The 19,339-nt window shown below is 73.7% G+C and carries 15 protein-coding genes; 3 read left to right on the top strand and 12 right to left on the bottom strand.

Annotated elements, in window-relative coordinates; all coding sequences use genetic code 11:
• Positions 1 to 43: 43 nt before the first annotated feature.
• Genes F1615_RS02185 through F1615_RS02160 form a run of 6 tightly spaced genes read right to left on the bottom strand, consistent with a single transcriptional unit; the run spans position 44 to position 5,483 of the window.
• Positions 44 to 940: a glycosyltransferase family 2 protein gene (locus tag F1615_RS02185; RefSeq protein WP_149547112.1), complete on the bottom strand. Its 897-nt coding sequence runs from the start codon at positions 938 to 940 to the stop codon at positions 44 to 46.
• A complete protein-coding gene (locus F1615_RS02180) occupies positions 937 to 1,818 on the bottom strand; it encodes a glycosyltransferase family 2 protein (RefSeq protein ID WP_149547111.1) in 882 nt (293 codons plus the stop codon). Before F1615_RS02180 ends, F1615_RS02185 begins: the two co-directional genes overlap by 4 nt.
• Positions 1,815 to 2,825, bottom strand: a complete 1,011-nt coding sequence (locus F1615_RS02175) for a glycosyltransferase family 9 protein (RefSeq protein WP_149547110.1) — start codon at positions 2,823 to 2,825, stop codon at positions 1,815 to 1,817. Before F1615_RS02175 ends, F1615_RS02180 begins: the two co-directional genes overlap by 4 nt.
• Positions 2,822 to 3,814, bottom strand: coding sequence for a glycosyltransferase family 9 protein (locus F1615_RS02170; protein ID WP_149547109.1), 993 nt, complete (start codon positions 3,812 to 3,814; stop codon positions 2,822 to 2,824). The genes F1615_RS02175 and F1615_RS02170 overlap by 4 nt, the downstream gene beginning before the upstream one ends.
• Positions 3,811 to 4,482: a D-glycero-alpha-D-manno-heptose-1,7-bisphosphate 7-phosphatase gene (locus F1615_RS02165; protein ID WP_149547108.1), complete on the bottom strand. Its 672-nt coding sequence runs from the start codon at positions 4,480 to 4,482 to the stop codon at positions 3,811 to 3,813. The genes F1615_RS02170 and F1615_RS02165 overlap by 4 nt, the downstream gene beginning before the upstream one ends.
• Positions 4,479 to 5,483 (bottom strand): glycosyltransferase, encoded by a 1,005-nt coding sequence (locus F1615_RS02160; protein WP_149547107.1) that lies wholly within the window; start codon positions 5,481 to 5,483, stop codon positions 4,479 to 4,481. Before F1615_RS02160 ends, F1615_RS02165 begins: the two co-directional genes overlap by 4 nt.
• Before the next feature lie 283 nt (positions 5,484 to 5,766).
• Here F1615_RS02160 and F1615_RS02155 point away from each other — a divergent pair, with 283 nt between their 5' ends.
• Both F1615_RS02155 and F1615_RS02150 read left to right on the top strand, forming a co-directional pair.
• A complete protein-coding gene (locus F1615_RS02155; RefSeq protein ID WP_244328609.1) occupies positions 5,767 to 6,543 on the top strand; it encodes a polysaccharide deacetylase family protein in 777 nt (258 codons plus the stop codon).
• A gap of 85 nt (positions 6,544 to 6,628) precedes the next feature.
• On the top strand, positions 6,629 to 7,069 hold the full coding sequence (locus F1615_RS02150) for an SRPBCC family protein (protein WP_149547106.1): 441 nt from the start codon (positions 6,629 to 6,631) through the stop codon (positions 7,067 to 7,069).
• Between the two features lies 1 nt (position 7,070).
• Here the strand turns inward: F1615_RS02150 and F1615_RS02145 are convergent, their stop codons facing one another.
• From F1615_RS02145 to F1615_RS02135, 3 genes are all read right to left on the bottom strand, one after another.
• Entirely contained in the window at positions 7,071 to 9,731 is a 2,661-nt protein-coding gene (locus tag F1615_RS02145; RefSeq protein ID WP_149547105.1) for a S1 RNA-binding domain-containing protein, read from the bottom strand.
• Positions 9,724 to 10,635 carry a hypothetical protein gene (locus tag F1615_RS02140; RefSeq protein ID WP_149547104.1) on the bottom strand — a complete coding sequence of 304 codons (912 nt, stop codon included), beginning with the start codon at positions 10,633 to 10,635 and terminating at the stop codon, positions 9,724 to 9,726. The genes F1615_RS02145 and F1615_RS02140 overlap by 8 nt, the downstream gene beginning before the upstream one ends.
• A gap of 109 nt (positions 10,636 to 10,744) precedes the next feature.
• Positions 10,745 to 12,205 (bottom strand): hypothetical protein, encoded by a 1,461-nt coding sequence (locus F1615_RS02135; RefSeq protein ID WP_149547103.1) that lies wholly within the window; start codon positions 12,203 to 12,205, stop codon positions 10,745 to 10,747.
• A 96-nt stretch (positions 12,206 to 12,301) separates the two neighbouring features.
• Between F1615_RS02135 and F1615_RS02130 the strand changes: the two genes are divergently transcribed.
• A complete protein-coding gene (locus tag F1615_RS02130) occupies positions 12,302 to 14,131 on the top strand; it encodes a hypothetical protein (protein ID WP_149547102.1) in 1,830 nt (609 codons plus the stop codon).
• Between the two features lie 6 nt (positions 14,132 to 14,137).
• Here F1615_RS02130 and F1615_RS02125 read toward each other — a convergent pair whose 3' ends face one another.
• The 3 genes from F1615_RS02125 to F1615_RS02115 all read right to left on the bottom strand — a co-directional run bounded on the left by F1615_RS02125 (position 14,138) and on the right by F1615_RS02115 (position 19,337).
• Positions 14,138 to 15,289 carry an XdhC family protein gene (locus tag F1615_RS02125; RefSeq protein ID WP_149547101.1) on the bottom strand — a complete coding sequence of 384 codons (1,152 nt, stop codon included), beginning with the start codon at positions 15,287 to 15,289 and terminating at the stop codon, positions 14,138 to 14,140.
• A gap of 47 nt (positions 15,290 to 15,336) precedes the next feature.
• Positions 15,337 to 16,794: an NCS2 family permease gene (locus F1615_RS02120; RefSeq protein ID WP_149547100.1), complete on the bottom strand. Its 1,458-nt coding sequence runs from the start codon at positions 16,792 to 16,794 to the stop codon at positions 15,337 to 15,339.
• 158 nt (positions 16,795 to 16,952) lie between these two features.
• Positions 16,953 to 19,337 carry a xanthine dehydrogenase family protein molybdopterin-binding subunit gene (locus tag F1615_RS02115; protein WP_149547099.1) on the bottom strand — a complete coding sequence of 795 codons (2,385 nt, stop codon included), beginning with the start codon at positions 19,335 to 19,337 and terminating at the stop codon, positions 16,953 to 16,955.
• Between the last annotated feature and the right edge of the window lie 2 nt (positions 19,338 to 19,339).

The following is a 19,339-nucleotide window of genomic DNA, read 5'->3' as shown; positions in this document are numbered from 1 at the left end:
CGGGGCGAAACCCTCCGGCACCCTGCGGCACCGACCCGGTGTCTCAGCCGGTGTAGCGGCGCGCCGTGGAGGTGCGCTGGGCGGGTTCCAGCAGACGCAGCCGGGACTCCACCTCGCGGGGCAGGACCCGGCGTTCACGCAGGACCCAGGGCAGGGCGGCCGCCGCCTCGGCGAAGGCGAGCAAGGACGCCGTGTCCCGCGGGACGGTGCGGGCGAGGTTCAGGGTGCGGCGCAGGGCGGGGCCGGCCGGGCGGCGCAGCCAGGTGAACCACAGGGTGTTGCGGATGCCGTGCCTGCGGCGCAGGGTCGCGTCCCGGACCGCCGAGGCCCGGTGGTGGATCGTCAGGTGGTCGGCGTAGGTGAGCCACCAGCCGTCGGCAGCGAGGTCGGCGGCCAGGAGTTCCTCCTCGCCGCCGAGCCAGAGCCGCGGGTGGAAGCCCCCCGCGGTGCGGAAGGCGTCGGTGCGCAGGACGGTCGCGGCGGCCAGGAACGAGCCGAGGGCCGGCCCGGGCAGCCAGGACGGGCCCGGCACGGGGGAGTGACGCAGTTCGCGGACGACCGGGTCCTCGGTGCCGCCGGGCTCGACGACGATCCGCGCCGTGACCGATCCGAGCGCCGGGTGCCGGTCGAGCAGGTCGGCGGCGCCGGACAGGGAGCCGGGCGACCACCAGGAGTCGTCGTCGCAGAACGCCACGTAGGGCGTACGGACCTCGCGCACGGCCAGATTGCGTCCGGCGGCGCCGAGGTTGCGGCCGGGGCGCAGCAGCCGCACGTCGGGGTGGTGGCGGGCGACGGCCTCCGCGGTGCCGTCGGTGGAGCCGTTGTCGGTGACGATCACCCGCGGCCGCTCCGGGAGTCCGGCGAGGCGGCCGAGGGTGCGCAGGAGCTCGGGGCGCCGGTTGTACGTGATGACGACGACGGTGGTGCGGGGATCGGTCACGCGGTCGTCCCCTCCAGCAGCCGGGCGGCCCTCTCCACCCACGGGGGCAGGGGCCGGCGCTCGCGCAGGGCGGCCGGCAGCCGGACGAGGGCCTCGCGCAGGGCGCGCCGCGCGTGGCGGTCGCCGCGCGCCTCGGCGGCGAGGGCCCGGGTGCGGGCCAGGGCGTACGGGACGGGGCGGCGCAGCCACGCGGTCAGGAGCGCGTTGCGGCGCTGGAGCACCGGGCGGCCGGCGCGGGGTGCGGGGGCCGGGTGGTGGTGGGCGACGACGTCGGGGCAGTGGGTGACGCCCCAGCCGCGCGCGGCGAGGTCGTAGGCGAGCAGGGTCTCCTCGCCGCCGAAGAACACCAGCCGGTGGAATCCCCCGGCGTCGAGGTAGGCGCTGCGTCGCACGACGGCGCCGCAGGCGAGGAAGCCGAGCACCTGGGTGCCGGGCAGGTCGGTGGCCGGGCCGAGCGGGGAGCCGGCGAGGACGTCGTTGAGCGGGTCGGGGTCCGCGGCCGGGCCGACGAGGGTGCGGGCGGCGATCAGGCCGAGCCGGGGGTGCGCGTCGAACAGCTCGGCCGCCCGGCCGAGGGCGCCGGGCGCCCACCAGGAGTCGTCGTCGCTGAACGCCACGTACGGGGTGTCGAGGGCGCGGGCGCCGTGGTTGCGGGCGAGGGCGCCGTGGTTGGCGGGGAGCGCCAGCACGCGCACCCCGGGGAAGTCGCGGGCGACCATCGCCCGGGTGCCGTCGGTGGAGGCGTTGTCCGCGACGAGGATCTCGGGCCGCTCGGGCAGCTCCAGCAGACGGCGGAGGGTCACGGCCAGCCGGTCGCACCGGTTCCGGGTGGCGATGACGACACCGACGGGGCGGTGGTCCGCGGACGGGACGGTCATCGTGTGCTCACCTCTTCCGGTGGTGCGTGGGGGCCCGTCGGCGCGGCGGGCAGGCGGTCCAGCGCGCGCAGGACCTCGTCGGGGGTGATGCGCAGGAGCGCCGGGCCGGGGCGCCGCCCGTGGGGGTCGCCCGGCGGGCCGTGCCACAGGGCGATGTGGCGCGGGTGCCGGGGCGGGCCCCACAGGGCGGGCGGGACCGGGCCGAAGAGGGTGACGGTGGGGGTGGCGTGGGCCACCGCCAGGTGGGCGATGCCGGTGTCACCGCTGACGACGGCCCGGGCGCCCGCGACGAGGCCGGCGAGCCGGTCGAAGGGCAGGCCCCCGGCGAGGACGTCGGCGCCGGGCAGTCCGGCCAGGCCGGCGACGCGCGCCACCAGGTCCTCCTCGTCCGCGCCGCCCGTGACCACGACCCGCCGGCCGCGCTCGCGCAGGGCGGTCGCGACGGCCGCGTACCGTTCGGCCGGCCAGCGGCGGGCGCCGGCGCCGGCGCCGGGGTGCAGCACGACGGCGCCGGGGGCGGAGGACGGGGTCCGCGGGCGGGACAGCAGCAGGTCGGCGGGGTCGGCGTCGACGCCGTACCAGCGGAGCAGCCGGCACCAGCGGTCCCGCTCGTGTTCCTCCGCGTACCAGGGCGGGCCCTCGATCTCCGGGGTCCCGGGGTGCGCGAACGCCAGCAGGCGCGGGGGGCGCAGGGACTGCAGCAGGCGGTGGCTGGGGGGTCCGTTGCCGTGCAGGTCCACCGCGACGTCCGGCGGCGGGCCGGTCCAGGCGAGAGCGCGCGGCACCGCGCGGGCGGGCGCGGAGGCGGGCAGCAGCCGGTCGACGGCTCCGGTGGCCGCGGCGACCGGCGCGAGTCCGGCGGGCGCCGCCAGCACGAGCTCGTACCCGGGGAACGCCCGCCGCAGGGCCCGCAGCGCGGGAACCCCGGCGAGCAGGTCCCCGAGGCCGAGGGCACGCAGGACGAGCAGACGTCCCCGCGGGGCGGCCGGGGCGTGCCGCGGGCTCACCGGACGACCTCGACCAGTTTGTCGACGGCGGCGACGACGTCGTACGCGGTGATCTCCTCCAGGCACGGGTGGCCGGGTACGGGACACTGCCGGGCCCTGGTGCCGGCGCACGGTGCCTGCTGGTCGCCGAGCAGCACGTACGGCACGCCGTAGGGGCGCCACCGTTCGGCGGGTACGACCGGCGCGAACAGGGAGACCACCGGGGTGCCCACGGCGGCGGCGAGATGGGCGGGGCCGGTGTTGCCGGTGACCACGCAGTCGGCGCCGGCGAGGACTCCGGAGAGTTCGGAGGCACCGGTGCGGCCGCCGAGGTCGACGGCGTGGCCGCCGGCCACGTACGCGGTCAGGTCCCGCTCCCCCGCGCCGCCGGTGACCACGACCCGGCGCCCGGCGGCGGCGAGTTCGCGGGCCGCCTGGGCGCACCGGCCGGGGCTCCAGGCGCGGGCGGGCACGCTGGCGCCGGGGTGGACGACGACGTAGGCGCCGGGGCCGGTCAGTTCCTCGGTCGCGGGCGGCGGGAGCACCCGCAGCCGCCCGTCGTCGGGCCGGGGGAACCCGGCGGCCTCCGCGAGGTCGAGCGCGGCCTCGGCCTCGTGGGCGTGCGGGGCGCGGTGGTGGCGTACGTCGAGGAGCGAGCCGGGGTAGTCCTCGCTGTCGGCGGCGATGAAGCGGACCCCGGCCAGGCGCAGCAGCAGCGCGGTGGGCAGGGGCGACTGGTGGAAGGAGGTGAGGATCAGCGCGGTGTCGGCGTCGACGGCGCCGACGACGCGGTCGATCTCCTCCCGGCTGACCTCGGGCGGCTGGAACCCGGTCCAGGGCGAGTCCCAGACGAGCACCTCGTCCACCCCGGGCAGCAGTCCCGCCGCGGGCGCGCCGTGCGGCCCGCACAGCAGGGTGACGCGGTCGGCCCGGGCGGCGACGGCGCGCACGGCGGGCCCGGCGAGGAGGACGTCGCCGAAGCTGTCGAGGCGGGTGACGAGGGCCTTCACGCGCGCCTCCTCCGCGGGGACCGGCCGGCGTCGTACGGCCGGTCGGCCCCACCCGTCGCGGAGCCCACCACCGGGCCGCTTCCGGGCGGACCGGGCCTAGGCGGCGGGTCCTGGTGGCGGCTCGGGGAGCCCGTGGGGCCGTCCCAGGGCGGGGTGCCGAGGAGCAGGCGTACCGCTGCCGGGAGGTCCGGGGCCAGATGGGGGGCCGCGGTCGTCTCCTCGGGGCGGGTCTCGGGGGTCGGGACGAGGATGCCGTGGGCGCCGGCACGGCGGGCGGCCTCCATGTCGGCCCCGATGTCCCCGACGACCACGCAGTCGGCGGGGTCGGCGCGGAGGCGGCCGGCGGCCCACAGGATCATGCCCGGCCGGGGTTTGCGGCAGCGGCAGCCGTCGTCGGGGCCGTGCGGGCACAGGGCCCACACGTCGAAAGGGCCGAGCAGTTCCTCCACGCGCCGGTTGACGCGGCGGGCGTCGGCCTCGGTGAGCAGCCCGCGCGCGATGCCGGACTGGTTGGTGACGACGCCCGTGCGGACGCCGCGTGCGCGCAGCTCGTCCAGCGCCTCGCGGGCGCCCTCGACGGGCCGTACGCGGTCGGGGTCGGCGTTGTACGGGACGTCGTGGACCAGCGTGCCGTCGCGGTCGAAGAGCACCGCCCGCACCGGGCTCATCGGGTCACCTCCCGCCGGACGGGAGCGTTGCGGTGGCGCCAGGCCCCGGCCATCCGGTACCAGGTCGCTGCGGGCGGGATGGCCACGCTGGTGGCCAGCACGGTCGTCACCTCGTCGCGGGTGCGCGGACCCGCGACGATCCGGGCGCGGGCGAACTCGGCCGTCCCGGCGGCCCAGCCGAGGGCGCAGACGGCGGCCGCGCGGCGGTGCCCGGTGGCCCCGAGGACGCAGGCGGCGGTCCCGGCGGCGGTGATCGCGGCGTGCCGGCGGATCCGGCCGCGCGGCGCGACCGCCTTGTCCCACCAGTCGGGGCCGTGCAGCCGCCGCATCAGGGCGTCGTCGGCGTTGCCGCGCTGCTGCCCCACCGATGCCCAGCGGGAGGCGGGGCGCACGGGGTGCAGAGTGGTGCGGTGGCCCCGGCGGATCCGCCAGCCCGCGCCGAGAAGGCGCAGCGCGAGGTCGGCGTCCTCGCGGAAGGCGCGGGTGAAGCGTTCGTCGAAACCGCCGACCTGCTTCAGGGCCTCGGTGCGGTAGGCCATGTCCGCGGTGGTCCAGCGGGCCCGGGCGAGCCGGGCCGTGCCGCGTTCCCAGTCGGTGGGGCGGCGCCCCTCGGGCAGCGGCACGGTGATGACGCCCTGGACGCCGGCCGTGTCGGGGGACGCCTCCGTCAGGTCCCGCACGAGTTGCGTGTACCAGTGCGGTCCCACCTGGACGTCCTCGTCCAGGAAGACGACCCAGGGCGCCGTGACGGCGCGGAGGCCGGTGTTGCGCGCGGCGGCGGGCCCGTGACCCCCGCCGGCCAGGACGGTGGCGCGTTCGCGCAGGTGGCCCAGGACGCTCAGCGCGTGGCCCAGCGCCTCGGGGGCGGGCGCCGCCCCGGGGCGGTCGTCGACGAGGACCATCTCGTCGGGACGCGGCCCGTTCGCCGCGGCGAGCGCGGCGAGGCAGTCGGCGAGGGTGTCCCGCACCAGGGTGGGGATCACGACGGCGTACGACGTCATCCGCACGCCCTCTTCCGGGCTCCGGTACCGACGATGCGCATCGGGGCTGTGCTCCGTCCCTGAGTGGCTCGGTGCTGTTACCGGGACGCGGGTGCCGCATTCGCGGTTGTCTCAAACACCTGGAGACAGCTTGTCCCATCTGAACGGTTTGAGCACTTTCCGGCATCGACGCATGCCACGCCCGCCCGACGGGTGACGACCCTCACACCCCGGCATCCGCTCGAACGAAGGCGCGCGAAACGGACTATACATAGCGTGTATAGACGCTATGTACAGTCCGCTCATGCCTTCTCTGACCAGGAAGATGAAAAGACGGCGGACCGCGTTCCGTGTGGCGGCGGCCCTGGCCGCGGCCACGGCGCTGACGTCGGCCGTGAGCGGGTGCACACGGCTGGAGACGACGGCTCCGAGCGCCGTCCGGACCACCGACGTCCAGGCCCGCTTCGGCACCGTCGACTGCCGCGAGGCCAAGTGCATCGCGCTCACGTTCGACGCCGGCCCCGGTGAGAACTCCGCGCGGCTGCTGGACATCCTGAAGGAGGAGCAGGTCCCGGCCACGTTCTTCCTGCTGGGCAAGCGGCACATCGACACGTATCCGGAGCTCGTGAGGCGGATGGCCGACGAGGGCCACGAGGTGGCGAGCCACACCTGGACCCACCGCATCCTGACGGAGCTGGAACCGGAGGAGATACGCGAGGAACTGCGGCGCCCCAACGAGGAGATAGAGCGCCTCACCGGCCGCCGCCCCACCCTGATGCGCCCGCCGCAGGGCCGCACGAACGACACCGTGCACGGCATCAGCCGGGAACTGGGCCTCTCGGAGATCCTCTGGAGCGTGACGGCGAAGGACTACAAGACCACCGACTCCGCCCTCATCACCCGCCGCGTGCTCGCCCAGGCCTCCCGCGACGGCATCATCCTGCTCCACGACATCTACGACGGGACCGTCCCCGCCGTGCCCGGCATCATCGACGCGCTGAAGAAGCGGGGCTATGTGTTCGTGACGGTGCCCCAGCTCCTCGCCCCGGGGAAGGCCGAGCCGGGGAAGGTGTACCGGTGAGCGGCCGGGCGCCGGGGACTGGGCCGACCGGGTGACCCGCACCCGGATGCGCCGCCGGGCGGCCCGGGTTTCCTAGGATTCCCCCGTGGCCACCTTCCAGCTCCAGCGCACGGCTCCCCTCCCCCTCGACGAGGCCTGGCGACGGCTCACCACATGGCCCCGCCACGGCGAGGTGGTCCCGTTGACCCGCATCACGGTGACCACTCCCCCGCCCGCCGGCGAGGGCACCGCGTTCGTCGCCCGCACGGGCCTGGGCCCGCTCTCCTTCGACGACCCGATGGAAGTGACGGTGTGGCAGCCGCCCGCGGGCGACTCCCCCGGCTTCTGCCGGCTGGAGAAGCGGGGCCGGGTCGTCCGCGGCTGGGCGGAGATCGAGGTCCGCCCGGGACCGGGCGGCCGGGCCCGGGTGATCTGGCGGGAGGAGGTACGGGTCCGCGCGGTCCCGGCCGTGTTCGACGCGGCGCTGGCGGGGGTGGGCCGCCAGATGTTCGGCCGCGCGGTGAACCGGCTGCTGAGGCAGCCGTGAGCTAGCGGGCGTGCCACCTCGATGCCCAGGCCTCGTGCCGCAGGTAACGCGACACCGCGTCCCGCCGTTGGCGCTCCCACTTCTCACGCTGGCCCCAGGAGCCCGGCAGCCAGGTGTCGGCCTCCGCGTCGAAGCCGTCCGGGTGGACCAGCTCGCCACGGCCGTCGTAGTGCTCGGCCATGCCGTACCGAGCCAGATCCGGCCAGTCGCCGTCGGGATCGACGTCCAGGGCCTGGTGGGCCTCCCTCAGGGAGAAGGAAAGGCGCCGGCGGTCGTAATCGATGTCGGTGACGGCGACGAAGAGGTGTTCTCCGGCTCGGGCGGTACCTTCCGGACCGGACGCACGACGGTCGGCCAGCTCGGAGCGGTGGACCAGCCCGTCGATCCCCTCGCCCACCCGGACGAGGAGGCCGAAGGACAGCTGCTTCGTGACCGTGACCTCGACGATCTCCCCCAGTCGGTGAGAGGTGGTGAACGCCCGCCACGGATCGTCCCGAGCCGCCTTCAGGGACAGTGCGGGGCCTCTCCCGTCGCTGTCCGGGCCGAGCACCCGGACCGTGACCTCCTGGCCCACGCTCACGATGTCGGAGGGGTCGTCGACGTGCAGCCACGACAGCTCCGACCGGGGGACCCGGCCGACCGTGCCCCCGATGTCCACCAGCGCCCCGGACCGGAGAACCTCGGTCACCGGGCCCGTCCGGATCTGGCCGCTCCGCCAGGCCCCGGCCGCACTCGGAAGGGCTTCGGCCACCTCCAGTTGGGCGCGACGCGAGAGGTGCACGAGGCCGCGATACCGGTCCAGTTCGATGATCTTCGCCTTCACCGGCGTGCCCAGAAGACGGCGCAGACGGGCACCACGCCGCCGGTCGGCGAGGTCGGACGGCATGAAGGCCCGCACTCCGACGTCGACGACGAGTCCCCCCCTCACCACATCGATCACCGTGCCGGTCACGGAGCCGTTCCGCGCCCTGACGGCCTCCAGGTCGCTCCATGCCCTCACGGACAGCGCGCGCCTGACGGACAGCACGGCATTGCCCTCCGCGTCCCGTCGGCCCAGGGCCATGGTCTGAACGCGGTCCCCGGCCCCGGCGATCAGACGCGGGTCGGCATCGCGCCGGAGCGACAGTTCGTCGGCGGGGACGATTCCCGGGGCGTCGTCCAGTGACAGCAGCAGGGCACCACCGCGCCAACCGACCACGGTGCCGAACACGAGGTCCCCGGGCGCGAGTTCCCTCCTCCTGAGGGGTTCGGCAAGAAGAGCGCTCAGGCTCTCGAGCGACTCCTGGAACCGGGAACGGGCCCTCTCGTAGGGGTCGGTCGTCCGGCCGCCTCGGCCCAGTTGCCCCATCGTCTCGTCGAACGAGCGGTAGGCCCCGCCATGGGTCGCCCACCCGCTCGGCATGTCGGCCAGTGTGATGAGCATCGTGGAACCGCGGCCCCACAGGTCGTCCCCCCTGGAGGCGATCCGGAGGCAGGTGCGCGAGGACGCCCGTACGAGCCTCGTCACCGGGTGGTGCTCCCCCAGCCGCTCGCCGGCCTGTCGCGCCTGCTCGGTCAGCGCCTCGGCGGTCCGCTCCGCCTTGTCCGCCTTGTCCGCCTCATTGGACGCACGCACCGACTCCACCTGTGCGGTGACCAGATTGGTGAGCGTTGCCACGGAGCGGGGGTGCTCGGGTCCCAGCCTCGCATCGAGCCGTCCGGACACGGATGCGAGTTGGGCCACCGCCCGCTCCAGCCTGGCCGAGGACCTGGTCACCCGGGCGGCCTCCACCTGCACCGCCGCGAGGTCCGCCAGCACGCCGAGGACCTCCGGATGGTCGGCGCCGAGCATCGCCGAGAGCCGCTGACAGGTGACTTCCAGCACCTGGACGGACGTTGTCAGGCTCCTCGTGTCCCCGTCGCGCACCGCGGCCGTGACCCGGGCGACGGCCAGACCGGCGACCGAGAAGAAGGCACGCGGATCGTTGTCGCCGACCTCCCTCACGAGGGCGGCGGCCCGGGCGGCGAACGCGCTCAGGGGCGATGCGGGAGCGGGTCGTCGTCCCTCGCCCGGCGTCGGCCGGAACGGCTCGCCGCCACCCGGCAGTTGTCCGTGTCCGCCGTCGGCGAGACGCCACTCCACCGCCGCCAGGACCTCGTGCAGTTCAGCTCTGTGCGGGGCGTCGAGGCTGCCCAGCAGCCGCCGGGCGGTCCGGGCCTGCCGGGCGGCCGAGCCGAAGTCCCCCAGCGTCAGGGCGACCACCGCCAGGTTGATGCCGGTGATCACCACGAGCACGTCGTCGACATCGCTGCCGGCCGCCTCGGAAGCCGTCGGCTCGAGGAACTCCCGTACGTCCTCGCCACGGCCGAGTCTCATGCCCACCGCTGCCAGAGCGTTTCCGGCGGCCACGGTGCCGTCCGTATCCGCCATCAGGCCGAGCAGCCTCGTTCTGAGCCAGTCGAAGAGCTGAGCGGCCTCGCCCCTCAGCCCCAGTTCCCACAGCAGCCGGTTCAGCCGGACGCCCTCCGTGAGGTCCCGCGGATCCCATTCCGCCTCGTCGTGGTCGCCACGTAAGCGCGTGACGAAGGCAACGAGGCTGGGCAGGTGGGCGAAGCGCAGACCTCCGGGGTCGCACAGTGCCTCCTCGGCACATTCCGCCGCCGCCCTGAACGAGTCAATCATCGCCCGGCTCCCCGTACACCGTCCGGAAGGCCTCGTCACAGACCTCGTTCGCCAGCCGCATGTAGTAGGGGCGCATGTCACGCGCGAGGAGCGGGTTCTCGGCTGCCAGGGCGTTCATTTCCCGGGCCATGAACCGGCCCGTTTCGAACACCTCGCTCGCCTCCGCCCTCCTCCCCGGCAAGGGGCCCGGGCCGACGGGAGCGGCATCGGCCCGTGTCTCGGACGTCCCGGGGAATTCGGCGAGTCCGGGAAGCCCTTCCCTGAGCAACCCCACCAAATACTCGGCCGACAGTTTCTCGAACACCTCGAACGCGCTGCTGAGGGCGCCGGCGGCCAAGGAGCCCTGGCCCGTCTCGCTCAGCCGGCCGGAGGCTTCGGGGTCGAGGAGGATGCCGATGACCGCGGAGTCCTGCCCCTCGGTGTGTCGCTCGACGGGACCTCCGGCATATCCCTCACTGTCGCCGGACGGGAGGTCGCCGGCCAGTTCGATCACGCACAGTGGACGGCCCTCGCCGTCCCGCCGGTCGGGCACCACCGCGTCCACCGTGCCCCGCAGAACCGTCCTCTGCGGACCTGGACGATACGGCGCGAGCCACCCGTCCCCCTTGACGGCGCTGTCGGCCTGTGGCGCCGAGCAGTCGGCCTCCGGGTCGGGCAGGACGCTGACCAGGGCGAGCCCCACGTCCTCCGCCAGTTCGTACACCATGGCCCGCAGCGGCAGCCCCCGAGCGGTGTGCAGGTCGACGGGTTCCCGCGCCCGGAGTCCGGGCAGGCAGGCGGTGGAGGTGAGGACGTAGGAACTGGTCACGAAGAAGCCGCCACCGAGCAGTTCCCCCTCGCGGGATATGGCCACCCAGTAGTCATCGTGCCCCATGAAGTACCTCAGGTCCCGCTCATCGGCCATGCCGCGCCCTCGTGGGCAGGTCGGCGCAGCCTCGGTGCGGTGCGCGGGGCGGCGCCGGCTACGAGAGTACCGGCTCGGACCCGCTCCGCACCGGGTCATGTACGGAATGTCATCCCCGGCCGAGCACCCGCCGGGCACCGGCGATCACGGCAGTCGCCAGCACCCACCCGGACACGACCAGCAGCAACGCGACGGCCTTGCTCGCCCCCGCGGGGTCCCAGGCGCCCCGGTGTCCGAGACTCGCGACGGGGATCAGCAGGTCGAGGCTGTACAGCACGGGATCCCAGGCGCGCTTGGAGTCGCCGCCGACGGGCGGCGGCCGGTGCGCGGCGAACCACGACGAGCCCAGGGCGACGAGGGACAGCAGCCAGAGCAGCGCCCGGCGGGGCGCGTATCCGTAGCCGAACAGCACGTCCTGAACAAGACCCCACACTCGGCCGGACAAGCGGTCGTTCCGGCTGAGGTACCGCTCGCGGGCGTGCCGCACGGTGCGGGCGGAGCGTTCGTCGCCACCGCTCTCGTACGACTTCGCGAGCTGCTCGAAGGCCCGGGCACCGGCGCGCGGGTCACGGGTGAGCCAGGAAATGCGGGTGCGCACCGCGACGGGCCGTTCCGTCTCCAGCCGCTGGTACACGAAACCCTCCAGGGACAGCGCGCCCGGGGCCGGCCACGTGGACTCCGAGTCCACCAGGACGTCGACGTTCGCGTCCTGCAACACCACCCGCCCCGCCGGCGGTTCGCGCAGATCCAGCCTGAGGCGGGGGACGCGGAGCCGCCCGCAGAGCAGGGAACCGGCGGGTCCGGTGAGAATGCCGTCGTGGAAGGTCACCACGCCGCCGACCTCGGCCGCCCGCAGCAGCACCTGCCCGGTGCTGCGGAACCCCCAGTCCGCGTAGAAGCCCGTGCAGGTGATCCCGGTGGCGTCGATTCCGCCCACGTCAGCGGCGTGCAGGTTGACGGCGTGGGTGACGCGGGCGTCCCTCAGATAGAGGGACCCGTTGGCGGTCAGGCCGCGTCCGTGGACCGAACCCTCGACGACCAGCCGGGGCGCGAGCAGGGACCAGGCACCGCCGTCGGCCACGGACAATTCCTCGACAACGAGGTTTCCGCCGATCCGCGCGTCCGCCAGTTCGACGGCTCCGGTGACCGCCCCCTCCTGCAACCGCCGCGGCGCCCGTAGGCCCGTACCGGAGTCCGACGGGTCCGTCATGGGCCGCGGCCCGGCCATGCCGTCCCCCACCCTCGCTCCTGCCAGACGGAGTTCACCGTCGAGTACCAGGCGGTCGGCGCGCAGCGCGGGCAGGACGGACCCGGACAGGTCGAACGACGGCGCCGAAAGCTCCGTCAGATCGAGCGGCTCCTCAAACACACAGTCGACGAGGGCCACTGAGGTGTCGAGGCGCCGGTGGTCCAGGCGCAGAGTGCCGGTGACGCGCAACCCCCGGTAGGCGAGCGTCCGGTCTCCGTTGCCGTCCCGCGCGGCGATGGCTGCGACCAGCTCCCCCGCGTCGACCGTTCCGGACAGGCTCGCCACCCGGCGCGTACGCCGGCTCCCCCTGATGCGTGACACGGTGTCCCCCCTTGTCTCCCGCATGACATATCACAGGCGCGCTCCACCCTTGCGGACGCGTCGTCCCGGCCGACCCGGTCCGGCCATACTGGAAACATGCAGCACTCCCTGTCCGGCGTCCTGTCGGTCCTCGGTGACGAGCCCGTCGGCAAGGCGCTGGTCCAATGGCTCGACCAAAGTCTCCTGGTGCTCGACGAGCCCGACCTGGTGGCGACGGGCCGGAGCGGCGGAATGCTGATGTCGGCGTTCCTGCGTGACCAAAGAGCCGGACGCGCGAGCGGTCTGAGAATCATCAAGCTGGTACCGGCCTCCGGCCACGGCGACGCGGAACCGCGCAACCACCGGGCCGCGCTGTCCGACCGGGTCCCCGGCAACGAAGAGTTCGTCGAGCGTCACCTGGTGGAACTGGACGACAGAACCGTCAAGTTGGACGACTACTGGTTGATGATCCAGTTTCCGGCCGGTGACGGCAGCGAGGTGACGGGGACGCTCGCCGGGCTGGGCACGGACGGGCGGACGCCCGTCCTCATGGAGGAGGTCGTCAAGGGGGTGCTGGGCGGCTGGAACCCCGATCCGGCCACCGGCCGGGACAGGAGGAACGGCAACGTCACGCGCATGACGGCGGCCCAGTTCGTCGAGGACATGCTGGGCGAGTCGTCCGACAGGCTGGACCGGGCCAGGACGTGGCTTCGGGAACGGATGGGGCCGGACAGCGAGAGCGCCTGGTTCTCGCTGGGCGAGGACACCGGTCCGCTGCCCAACCCGGTGATCCTGGGCGAGGGTTCGCCGCTGAGCGAGTGCCAGGTGAAGCTCGCGGTGCGCGGACGGGCCCACGGGGATCTGCATCCCGGCAACATCCTCGTGCCGGTCAGCGGGAAGGCCGCGGCCGACGACTTCTGGCTGGTGGACCTGAGCTGGTACCGGCCGGACGCGCTGCTGGCCCGCGACCCCGTTCATCTGCTGCTGTGTCTGGTCGCCGACGCGTACCTGCCTCATATGTCCGGGCCCGCGCGTGAGGCGTTGCTGACCGCGCTGACCGGTGAGGAGGCCGAGTGCCCGGGTGCCCTGATCCCGCAAGGGCTGGCGGACACCGTCGTCCGGGTGCGCAGGGCGATGATCAACTGGGGCGCACTGCACCACATCACCCCGGGCTGGCGCCACCAGTGGTTCCTGGCCCTCCAGGCCTGCGCGTTGATGGTGGTCGTGCGGCGCTGGTACACGGAAGAGGACCGCTGGTGGTTCTTCCGTCTGGCGGCCGAGGCGTGCCGGGCCTACGTGGAGCAGACGGGCGTGAAACGTCCGCGAGGAGTGTTCCCGTCGGTCGGGGCCCCGGCAGCCGCGGCGACTCCCGTGCCCGGGACGGATGCCGTACCGGCGCCGCTTCCGGTCGCCTTCGTCCCGGCGCCGGCTCGGGCCGACCCGGGAGAGGCCGCGTCGCGGACGGCCGACCCGCAGGTGCTGGTGGCCGTACCGCCGGAGACCGGTCTCCCGGTGCCCGCTCCGGCGCCGGTGGGGGCCGAGCCCGGTGCGGTGGAGGTCCTGGCGGAGATCTGGGACCTGTTCGAACCCGTACTGCGGCAACTGTCCTCCGTACCCGTCGGGCAGGTGCGGCGTGTCACCGTGGAGTACGTCGAGCGTCGCGCCACGGACGTCAGGCTGACGCTCGGCCACCCCCGGCTCGCCATGCCGCAGCCTGCGGGCGTCTCCGACGAGGAGTGCCGGGAGCTGGTGCTGGACCGGCTGAGCGAGGTGTCCGACCGGGCCGGGGAACTGCTCGGAGTCCTCGCGCAGCCCCTGCGTCGTATGCAGGAGCTCGCCCACGGCGCCGGGCACCCCGGGCTTCGTGCGCTGGTGAAAGCGCTCGGGGACCTCCTCGACGAGGTCCGTCGCGCATCCGCCGTCCTGTCGGCTCCCCGTCCCGTCTGACTCCCGTCACGCCACCGACCCGATCCGGCCCGTCGGTGTCGTCGTCGTGTCGTGGTGGATCGGGGTGTGGGCGCCGGTGAGGGACGCCCCTGTGCCACCGCGGCGGTTGGCGACGATCTCCGCCGCGATGGACAGGGCCGTCTCCTCCGGCGTGCGGGCGCCCAGGTCCAGGCCGATGGGGGACCTCAGGCGGGCCAGTTCGAGGTCGGTCACGCCGACTTCACGCAGGCGGGCGTTGCGGTCCAGATGGGTGCGGCGGGAGCCCATCGCGCCGACGTAGGCCACCGGGAGGCGCAGCGCGAGCCGCAGCAGCGGTACGTCGAACTTGGCGTCGTGGGTCAGCACGCACAGCACCGTACGGGCGTCGACGGTCGTGCGTTCGAGGTACTCGTGGGGCCACTCGACGACGATCTCGTCGGCCTCGGGGAAGCGGGCCCGCGTGGCGAACACGGGACGTGCGTCGCACACCGTGACGTGATGGCCGAGGAACTTGCCGACCCGCACCAGTGCCGACGCGAAGTCGACGGCGCCGAAGACGATCATCCGGGGCGGAGGGACCGAGGACTCGACCAGGAGCGTGAGCGGTGCTCCGCAACGCGAGCCCTGCTCACCGATCTCCAGCGTGCCGGTGCGGCCTGCGTCCAGGAAGGCGCCCGCCTCGGCGGCGACCGTGCGGTCCAGTTCCGGGTGGGCGCCGAACCCGCCCTCGTGCGAGCCGTCCGGGCGGACCGTCAGCGCGCGGCCCATCAGCTCGGCCGGGCCGCTCACGATCCGTGCCAGGGCCGCCGCCTGCCCGCGCGCCGCGGCGGTGAGCGCGGACGCGAGGACCGGACGGGCGGGGTCCGCCGCCCGTACCGGTGTGACCAGGACGTCGATGATCCCGCCGCAGGTCAGACCGACGGCGAAGGCGTCCTCGTCGCTGTAGCCGAAACGCTCCAGGACGGTTTCGCCGTCCCTCAGCGCCTGCTCGCACAGCTCGTACACCGCGCCCTCCACGCACCCGCCGGAGACCGAGCCGACGGCCGTGCCACCGGCGTCCACCGCGAGCGCGGCGCCGGGCTCGCGGGGCGCGCTGCCTCCGACCGCCACCACGGTGGCGACCGCGAAGTCACGGCCCTGCTCGACCCACCGGTTCAGTTCCTCGGCGATGTCCAGCATGTCTCGGTCTCCTCAGCTGCGGTTGCGTGAGCGGTCGGTCAAGGCGGCTAGTGCACGCCCAGCCAGCTCTCGATCGGGGCGAGGGCGAAGTAGACGACGAAGATCAGCGTCAGCCCCCACATGAAGGCGCCGGTCTCCCGCGCCCTGCCCTGGGCGGTCTTGATGGCGACGTAGGAGATGACCCCGGCCGCCACACCCGCGGTGATGGAGTAGGTGAACGGCATGATCACCACGGTCAGGAACACCGGGATCGCGGTGGCGCGGTCGGCCCAGTCGACATGGCGGGCGTTCGTCATCATCATCCCGCCGATCACCACCAGGGCCGCGGCGGCGACCTCGCCCGGCACGATCGCCGTCAGCGGGGTGAAGAAGAGGCACGCGGCGAAGAGGAGTCCGGTGACGACGGAGGACAGGCCGGTGCGGGCCCCCTCACCGACGCCGGTCGCCGATTCCACGAACACGGTCTGACCGGAGGCGCCGGAGACACCGCCGATCGCACCGCCGGCACCGTCGATGAACAGCGCCTTGGACAGGCCCGGCATCCGGCCCTTGTCGTCGGCGAGCTTCGCCTCGGTGCCGACGCCGATGATCGTCGCCATCGCGTCGAAGAAACCGGCGAGGACGAGCGTGAAGACGATCAGCCCGACGGTCATCGCGCCGACCTCCCCCCAGCCGCCGAACTCGACGTCCCCGAAGGCCGAGAAGTCGGGCATCGACACCGCGCCGCCCCGCAGTTCGGGGGCGCCGCTCGCCCACTGCTCCGGATCGATGACCCCGAACGCGTTGAGCGCCACGGCGAGTACGGTGCCGCCGACGATGCCGATGAGGAGGGCACCGGGGACGCCGCGCGCCTGGAGCATGAAGATGGCGAGGAGGGTGAGGGCGAACAACAGCACCGGCCAGCCAGCCAGTTCGCCCGCCGGGCCCAGGGTGACCGGGGTCGCCTCGCCCTGGTGCACGAAGCCGGCCTTGTAGAAGCCGATCAGGGCGATGAACAGGCCGATGCCCATGGTGATCGCGTGTTTGAGCGCGAGCGGGATCGCGTCCATGATCATCTCACGCAGGCCGGTGACGACCAGCAGCATGATGACCACGCCGTACATCACGCACATGCCCATGGCCTGCGGCCAGGTCATCTCGGGCACGACCTGCGAGGCGAGGACGCCGGAGACGGAGAGGCCGGCGGCGAGGGCGAGCGGCACCTTGCCGGCGAAGCCCATCAGCAGGGTGGTGAGGGCCGCCGCGAAGGCGGTCGCCGTGATCAGGGCGTTGCGGCCGAGGGTGTTCCCGGCGGCGTCCTGGCCGGACAGGATCAGGGGGTTGAGCAGGAGGATGTACGCCATCGCCATGAACGTGGTGACGCCGCCGCGCACTTCGCGGGCGACGGAGGACCCTCTGTGCGTGATGTGGAAGTAACGGTCGAGCCAGGACCGGCCGGCCGGGACGCGGGTTCCCGGGCCCGCGTCCTCGGGTGTGGTCGCCGGCGTGAGTGACTGCTGGGTCATGTGGGCCTACTCCCAAGGTTCATAGGGGCACCCGGCGCTGCGCTTTCGCGCCCGCGCGGGATTTGGGGAGGTGCACGACCCGGGGGACGGCCCGAGACGAACAAGGTGGACGGCGCCGGGGTCGCCGTGGGGGTGTGTCGGGTTCCCCGGCGTCGGTCCTACGCCGTGCCGGTGAGGTGTTCCGGGCGGACCGGGGTCCTGGCGAGCTCCAGGCCCGTGGCGTCGCGGATGGCTGCCAGGACGGCCGGTGTGGAGGACAGAGTGGGGGCCTCGCCGACGCCGCGCAGCCCGTAGGGGGCGTGGTCGTCGGCGAGTTCGAGCACGTCGACGGGGATGGTCGGCGTGTCGAGGATGGTGGGGATGAGGTAGTCCGTGAAGGACGGGTTGCGCACCTTCGCGGTCTTCGGGTCGACGACGATCTCCTCCATGACCGCCACGCCCAGGCCCTGGGTGGTCCCACCCTGGATCTGGCCGATGACGGACAGCGGGTTGAGTGCCTTGCCGACGTCCTGGGCACAGGCCAGCTCGATCACCTTCACCAGGCCGAGTTCGGTGTCGACCTCGACGACGGCGCGGTGCGCGGCGAAGGAGTACTGGACGTGGCCGTTGCCCTGGCCGGTGCGCAGGTCGAAGGGTTCGGTCGGCCGGTGCCGCCACTCCTCCTCGACCTCCACGGCCTCGTCGCCGAGGACGTCCGCCAGGCCGGCGAGCACCTCGCCGCCGTCGGTGACGACCTTGCCGCCCTCCAGCAGGAGTTCGGCGGTCGCCCAGGCCGGGTGGTACGAGCCGAACCTGCGCCGGCCGAGTTCCAGCACCTTCTCGCGGACCAGTTCGCAGGCGTTCCTGATGGCGCCGCCGGTGACGTACGTCTGCCGGGATGCGGACGTCGAACCCGCCGAGCCGACCCGGGTGTCGGCCGGGTGGATGGTCACCTGGGCGACGCCCAGCTCGGTCCGGGCGATCTGCGCGTGGACGGTGACGCCGCCCTGGCCGACCTCCGCCATCGCGGTGTGCACGGTGGCGACCGGCTCGCCGCCGACGACCTCCATGCGGACCCGGGCGGTGGAGTAGTCGTCGAAGCCCTCGGAGAAGCCGACGTTCTTGATGCCGACCGCGTAGCCGACGCCGCGGACGACACCCTCGCCGTGCGTGGTGTTGGACAGGCCGCCCGGGAGCTGGCGCACGTCGGCGCCCTCGCTGGACTCCCACTGGCGCTCCGGCGGCATGGGCATCGCCTTGACGCGGCGCAGGAGTTCGGCGACCGGCGCCGGTGAGTCGACCGGCTGCCCGGTGGGCATGAGCGTGCCCTGCTCCATGGCGTTGAGCTGCCTCAGCTCCACCGGGTCCATGCCGAGTCCGGCCGCCAGCTTGTCCATCTGCGCCTCGTAGGCGAAGCAGGCCTGGACCGCGCCGAAGCCGCGCATGGCGCCGCAGGGCGGGTTGTTGGTGTAGAGGGCGATGGCCTCGATGTCGACGTCGTCCACGACGTACGGTCCGACGCCGAGCGAGGAGGCGTTGCCGACCACGGCCGGGGAGGCGGAGGCGTACGCGCCGCCGTCGAGGACGATGCGGCACCTGACGTGGGTCAGCCTGCCGTCCGCGGTGGCGCCGTGCTCGTAGAACAGCTTGGCCGGGTGGCGGTGGACATGGCCGAAGAACGACTCGAACCGGTTGTAGACGATCTTGACGGGCTTGCCGGTGCGCAGGGCGAGCAGGCAGGCGTGGATCTGCATGGACAGGTCCTCGCGACCGCCGAAGGCGCCGCCGACGCCGGCCAGGGTCATCCGTACCTTGTCCTCGGGCAGGCCGAGCACGGGTGCGATCTGGCGCAGGTCGGAGTGGAGCCACTGGGTGGCGATGTAGAGGTGGACGCCGCCGTCCTCCTCGGGGACGGCGAGGCCGGACTCGGGGCCGAGGAAGGCTTGGTCCTGCATGCCGAAGGTGTACTCGCCCTCGACGATCACGTCCGCGCGCTCCCGTGCGGACGCCACGTCGCCGCGCACGATGGGCTGGCGGTGGAGGACGTTGGGGTGCGGGACGTGGCCGACGTGGTGGTCGTCGCGGTGCTCGTGGACGAGGACCGCGTCCGGGGCGAGGGCGGAGGCCTCGTCGGTGATCACGGGGAGTTCGCGGTAGTCGACCTTGATCTTCGCGGCGGCGCGGCGCGCGGTCTCCGGGTGGTCGGCGGCGACGATCGCGACCGGTTCGCCGTGGTGGCGGACCTTGCCGTGGGCGAGGACCGGGGTGTCCTGGATCTCCAGGCCGTAGTGCTTCACGTCGGTCGGCAGGTCGTCGTACGTCATCACGGCGTGGACGCCGGGGGTGGCCAGCGCCTCGCTCGTGTCGATCGACACGATCTCGGCGTGCGCGACGGTGGAGCGCAGGATCTGGCCCCAGAGCATGTCCTCGTGCCACATGTCGGAGGAGTACGCGAACTCGCCGGTGACCTTGAGGGTGCCGTCCGGGCGGAGGGTGGACTCGCCGATGCCGCCCCTGGTCCCCGAGCCCTGTGTGATCGTGGTGGGAACACCGTTCGTGGGCATGC

Origin of the sequence: Streptomyces marokkonensis (assembly GCF_008312835.1) — a bacterium.
Classification (GTDB): domain Bacteria; phylum Actinomycetota; class Actinomycetes; order Streptomycetales; family Streptomycetaceae; genus Streptomyces; species Streptomyces marokkonensis_A.
Note: the sequence above shows the minus strand (reverse complement) of the source record. Positions and strands in the feature narration are given on the sequence as shown.

Excerpts from the sequence above, each read along its gene's own strand:
- F1615_RS02180 (WP_149547111.1), bottom strand. The coding sequence starts at position 1,818 with ATGACCGTCCCGTCCGCGGACCACCGCCCCGTCGGTGTCGTCATCGCC.
- F1615_RS02115 (WP_149547099.1), bottom strand. The coding sequence starts at position 19,337 with ATGCCCACGAACGGTGTTCCCACCACGATCACACAGGGCTCGGGGACC.
- F1615_RS02155 (WP_244328609.1), top strand. The coding sequence starts at position 5,767 with ATGCCTTCTCTGACCAGGAAGATGAAAAGACGGCGGACCGCGTTCCGT.
- F1615_RS02130 (WP_149547102.1), top strand. The coding sequence starts at position 12,302 with ATGCAGCACTCCCTGTCCGGCGTCCTGTCGGTCCTCGGTGACGAGCCC.
- F1615_RS02125 (WP_149547101.1), bottom strand. The coding sequence starts at position 15,289 with ATGCTGGACATCGCCGAGGAACTGAACCGGTGGGTCGAGCAGGGCCGT.
- F1615_RS02140 (WP_149547104.1), bottom strand. The coding sequence starts at position 10,635 with ATGGCCGATGAGCGGGACCTGAGGTACTTCATGGGGCACGATGACTAC.
- F1615_RS02145 (WP_149547105.1), bottom strand. The coding sequence starts at position 9,731 with ATGATTGACTCGTTCAGGGCGGCGGCGGAATGTGCCGAGGAGGCACTG.
- F1615_RS02120 (WP_149547100.1), bottom strand. The coding sequence starts at position 16,794 with ATGACCCAGCAGTCACTCACGCCGGCGACCACACCCGAGGACGCGGGC.
- F1615_RS02160 (WP_149547107.1), bottom strand. The coding sequence starts at position 5,483 with ATGACGTCGTACGCCGTCGTGATCCCCACCCTGGTGCGGGACACCCTC.
- F1615_RS02165 (WP_149547108.1), bottom strand. The coding sequence starts at position 4,482 with ATGAGCCCGGTGCGGGCGGTGCTCTTCGACCGCGACGGCACGCTGGTC.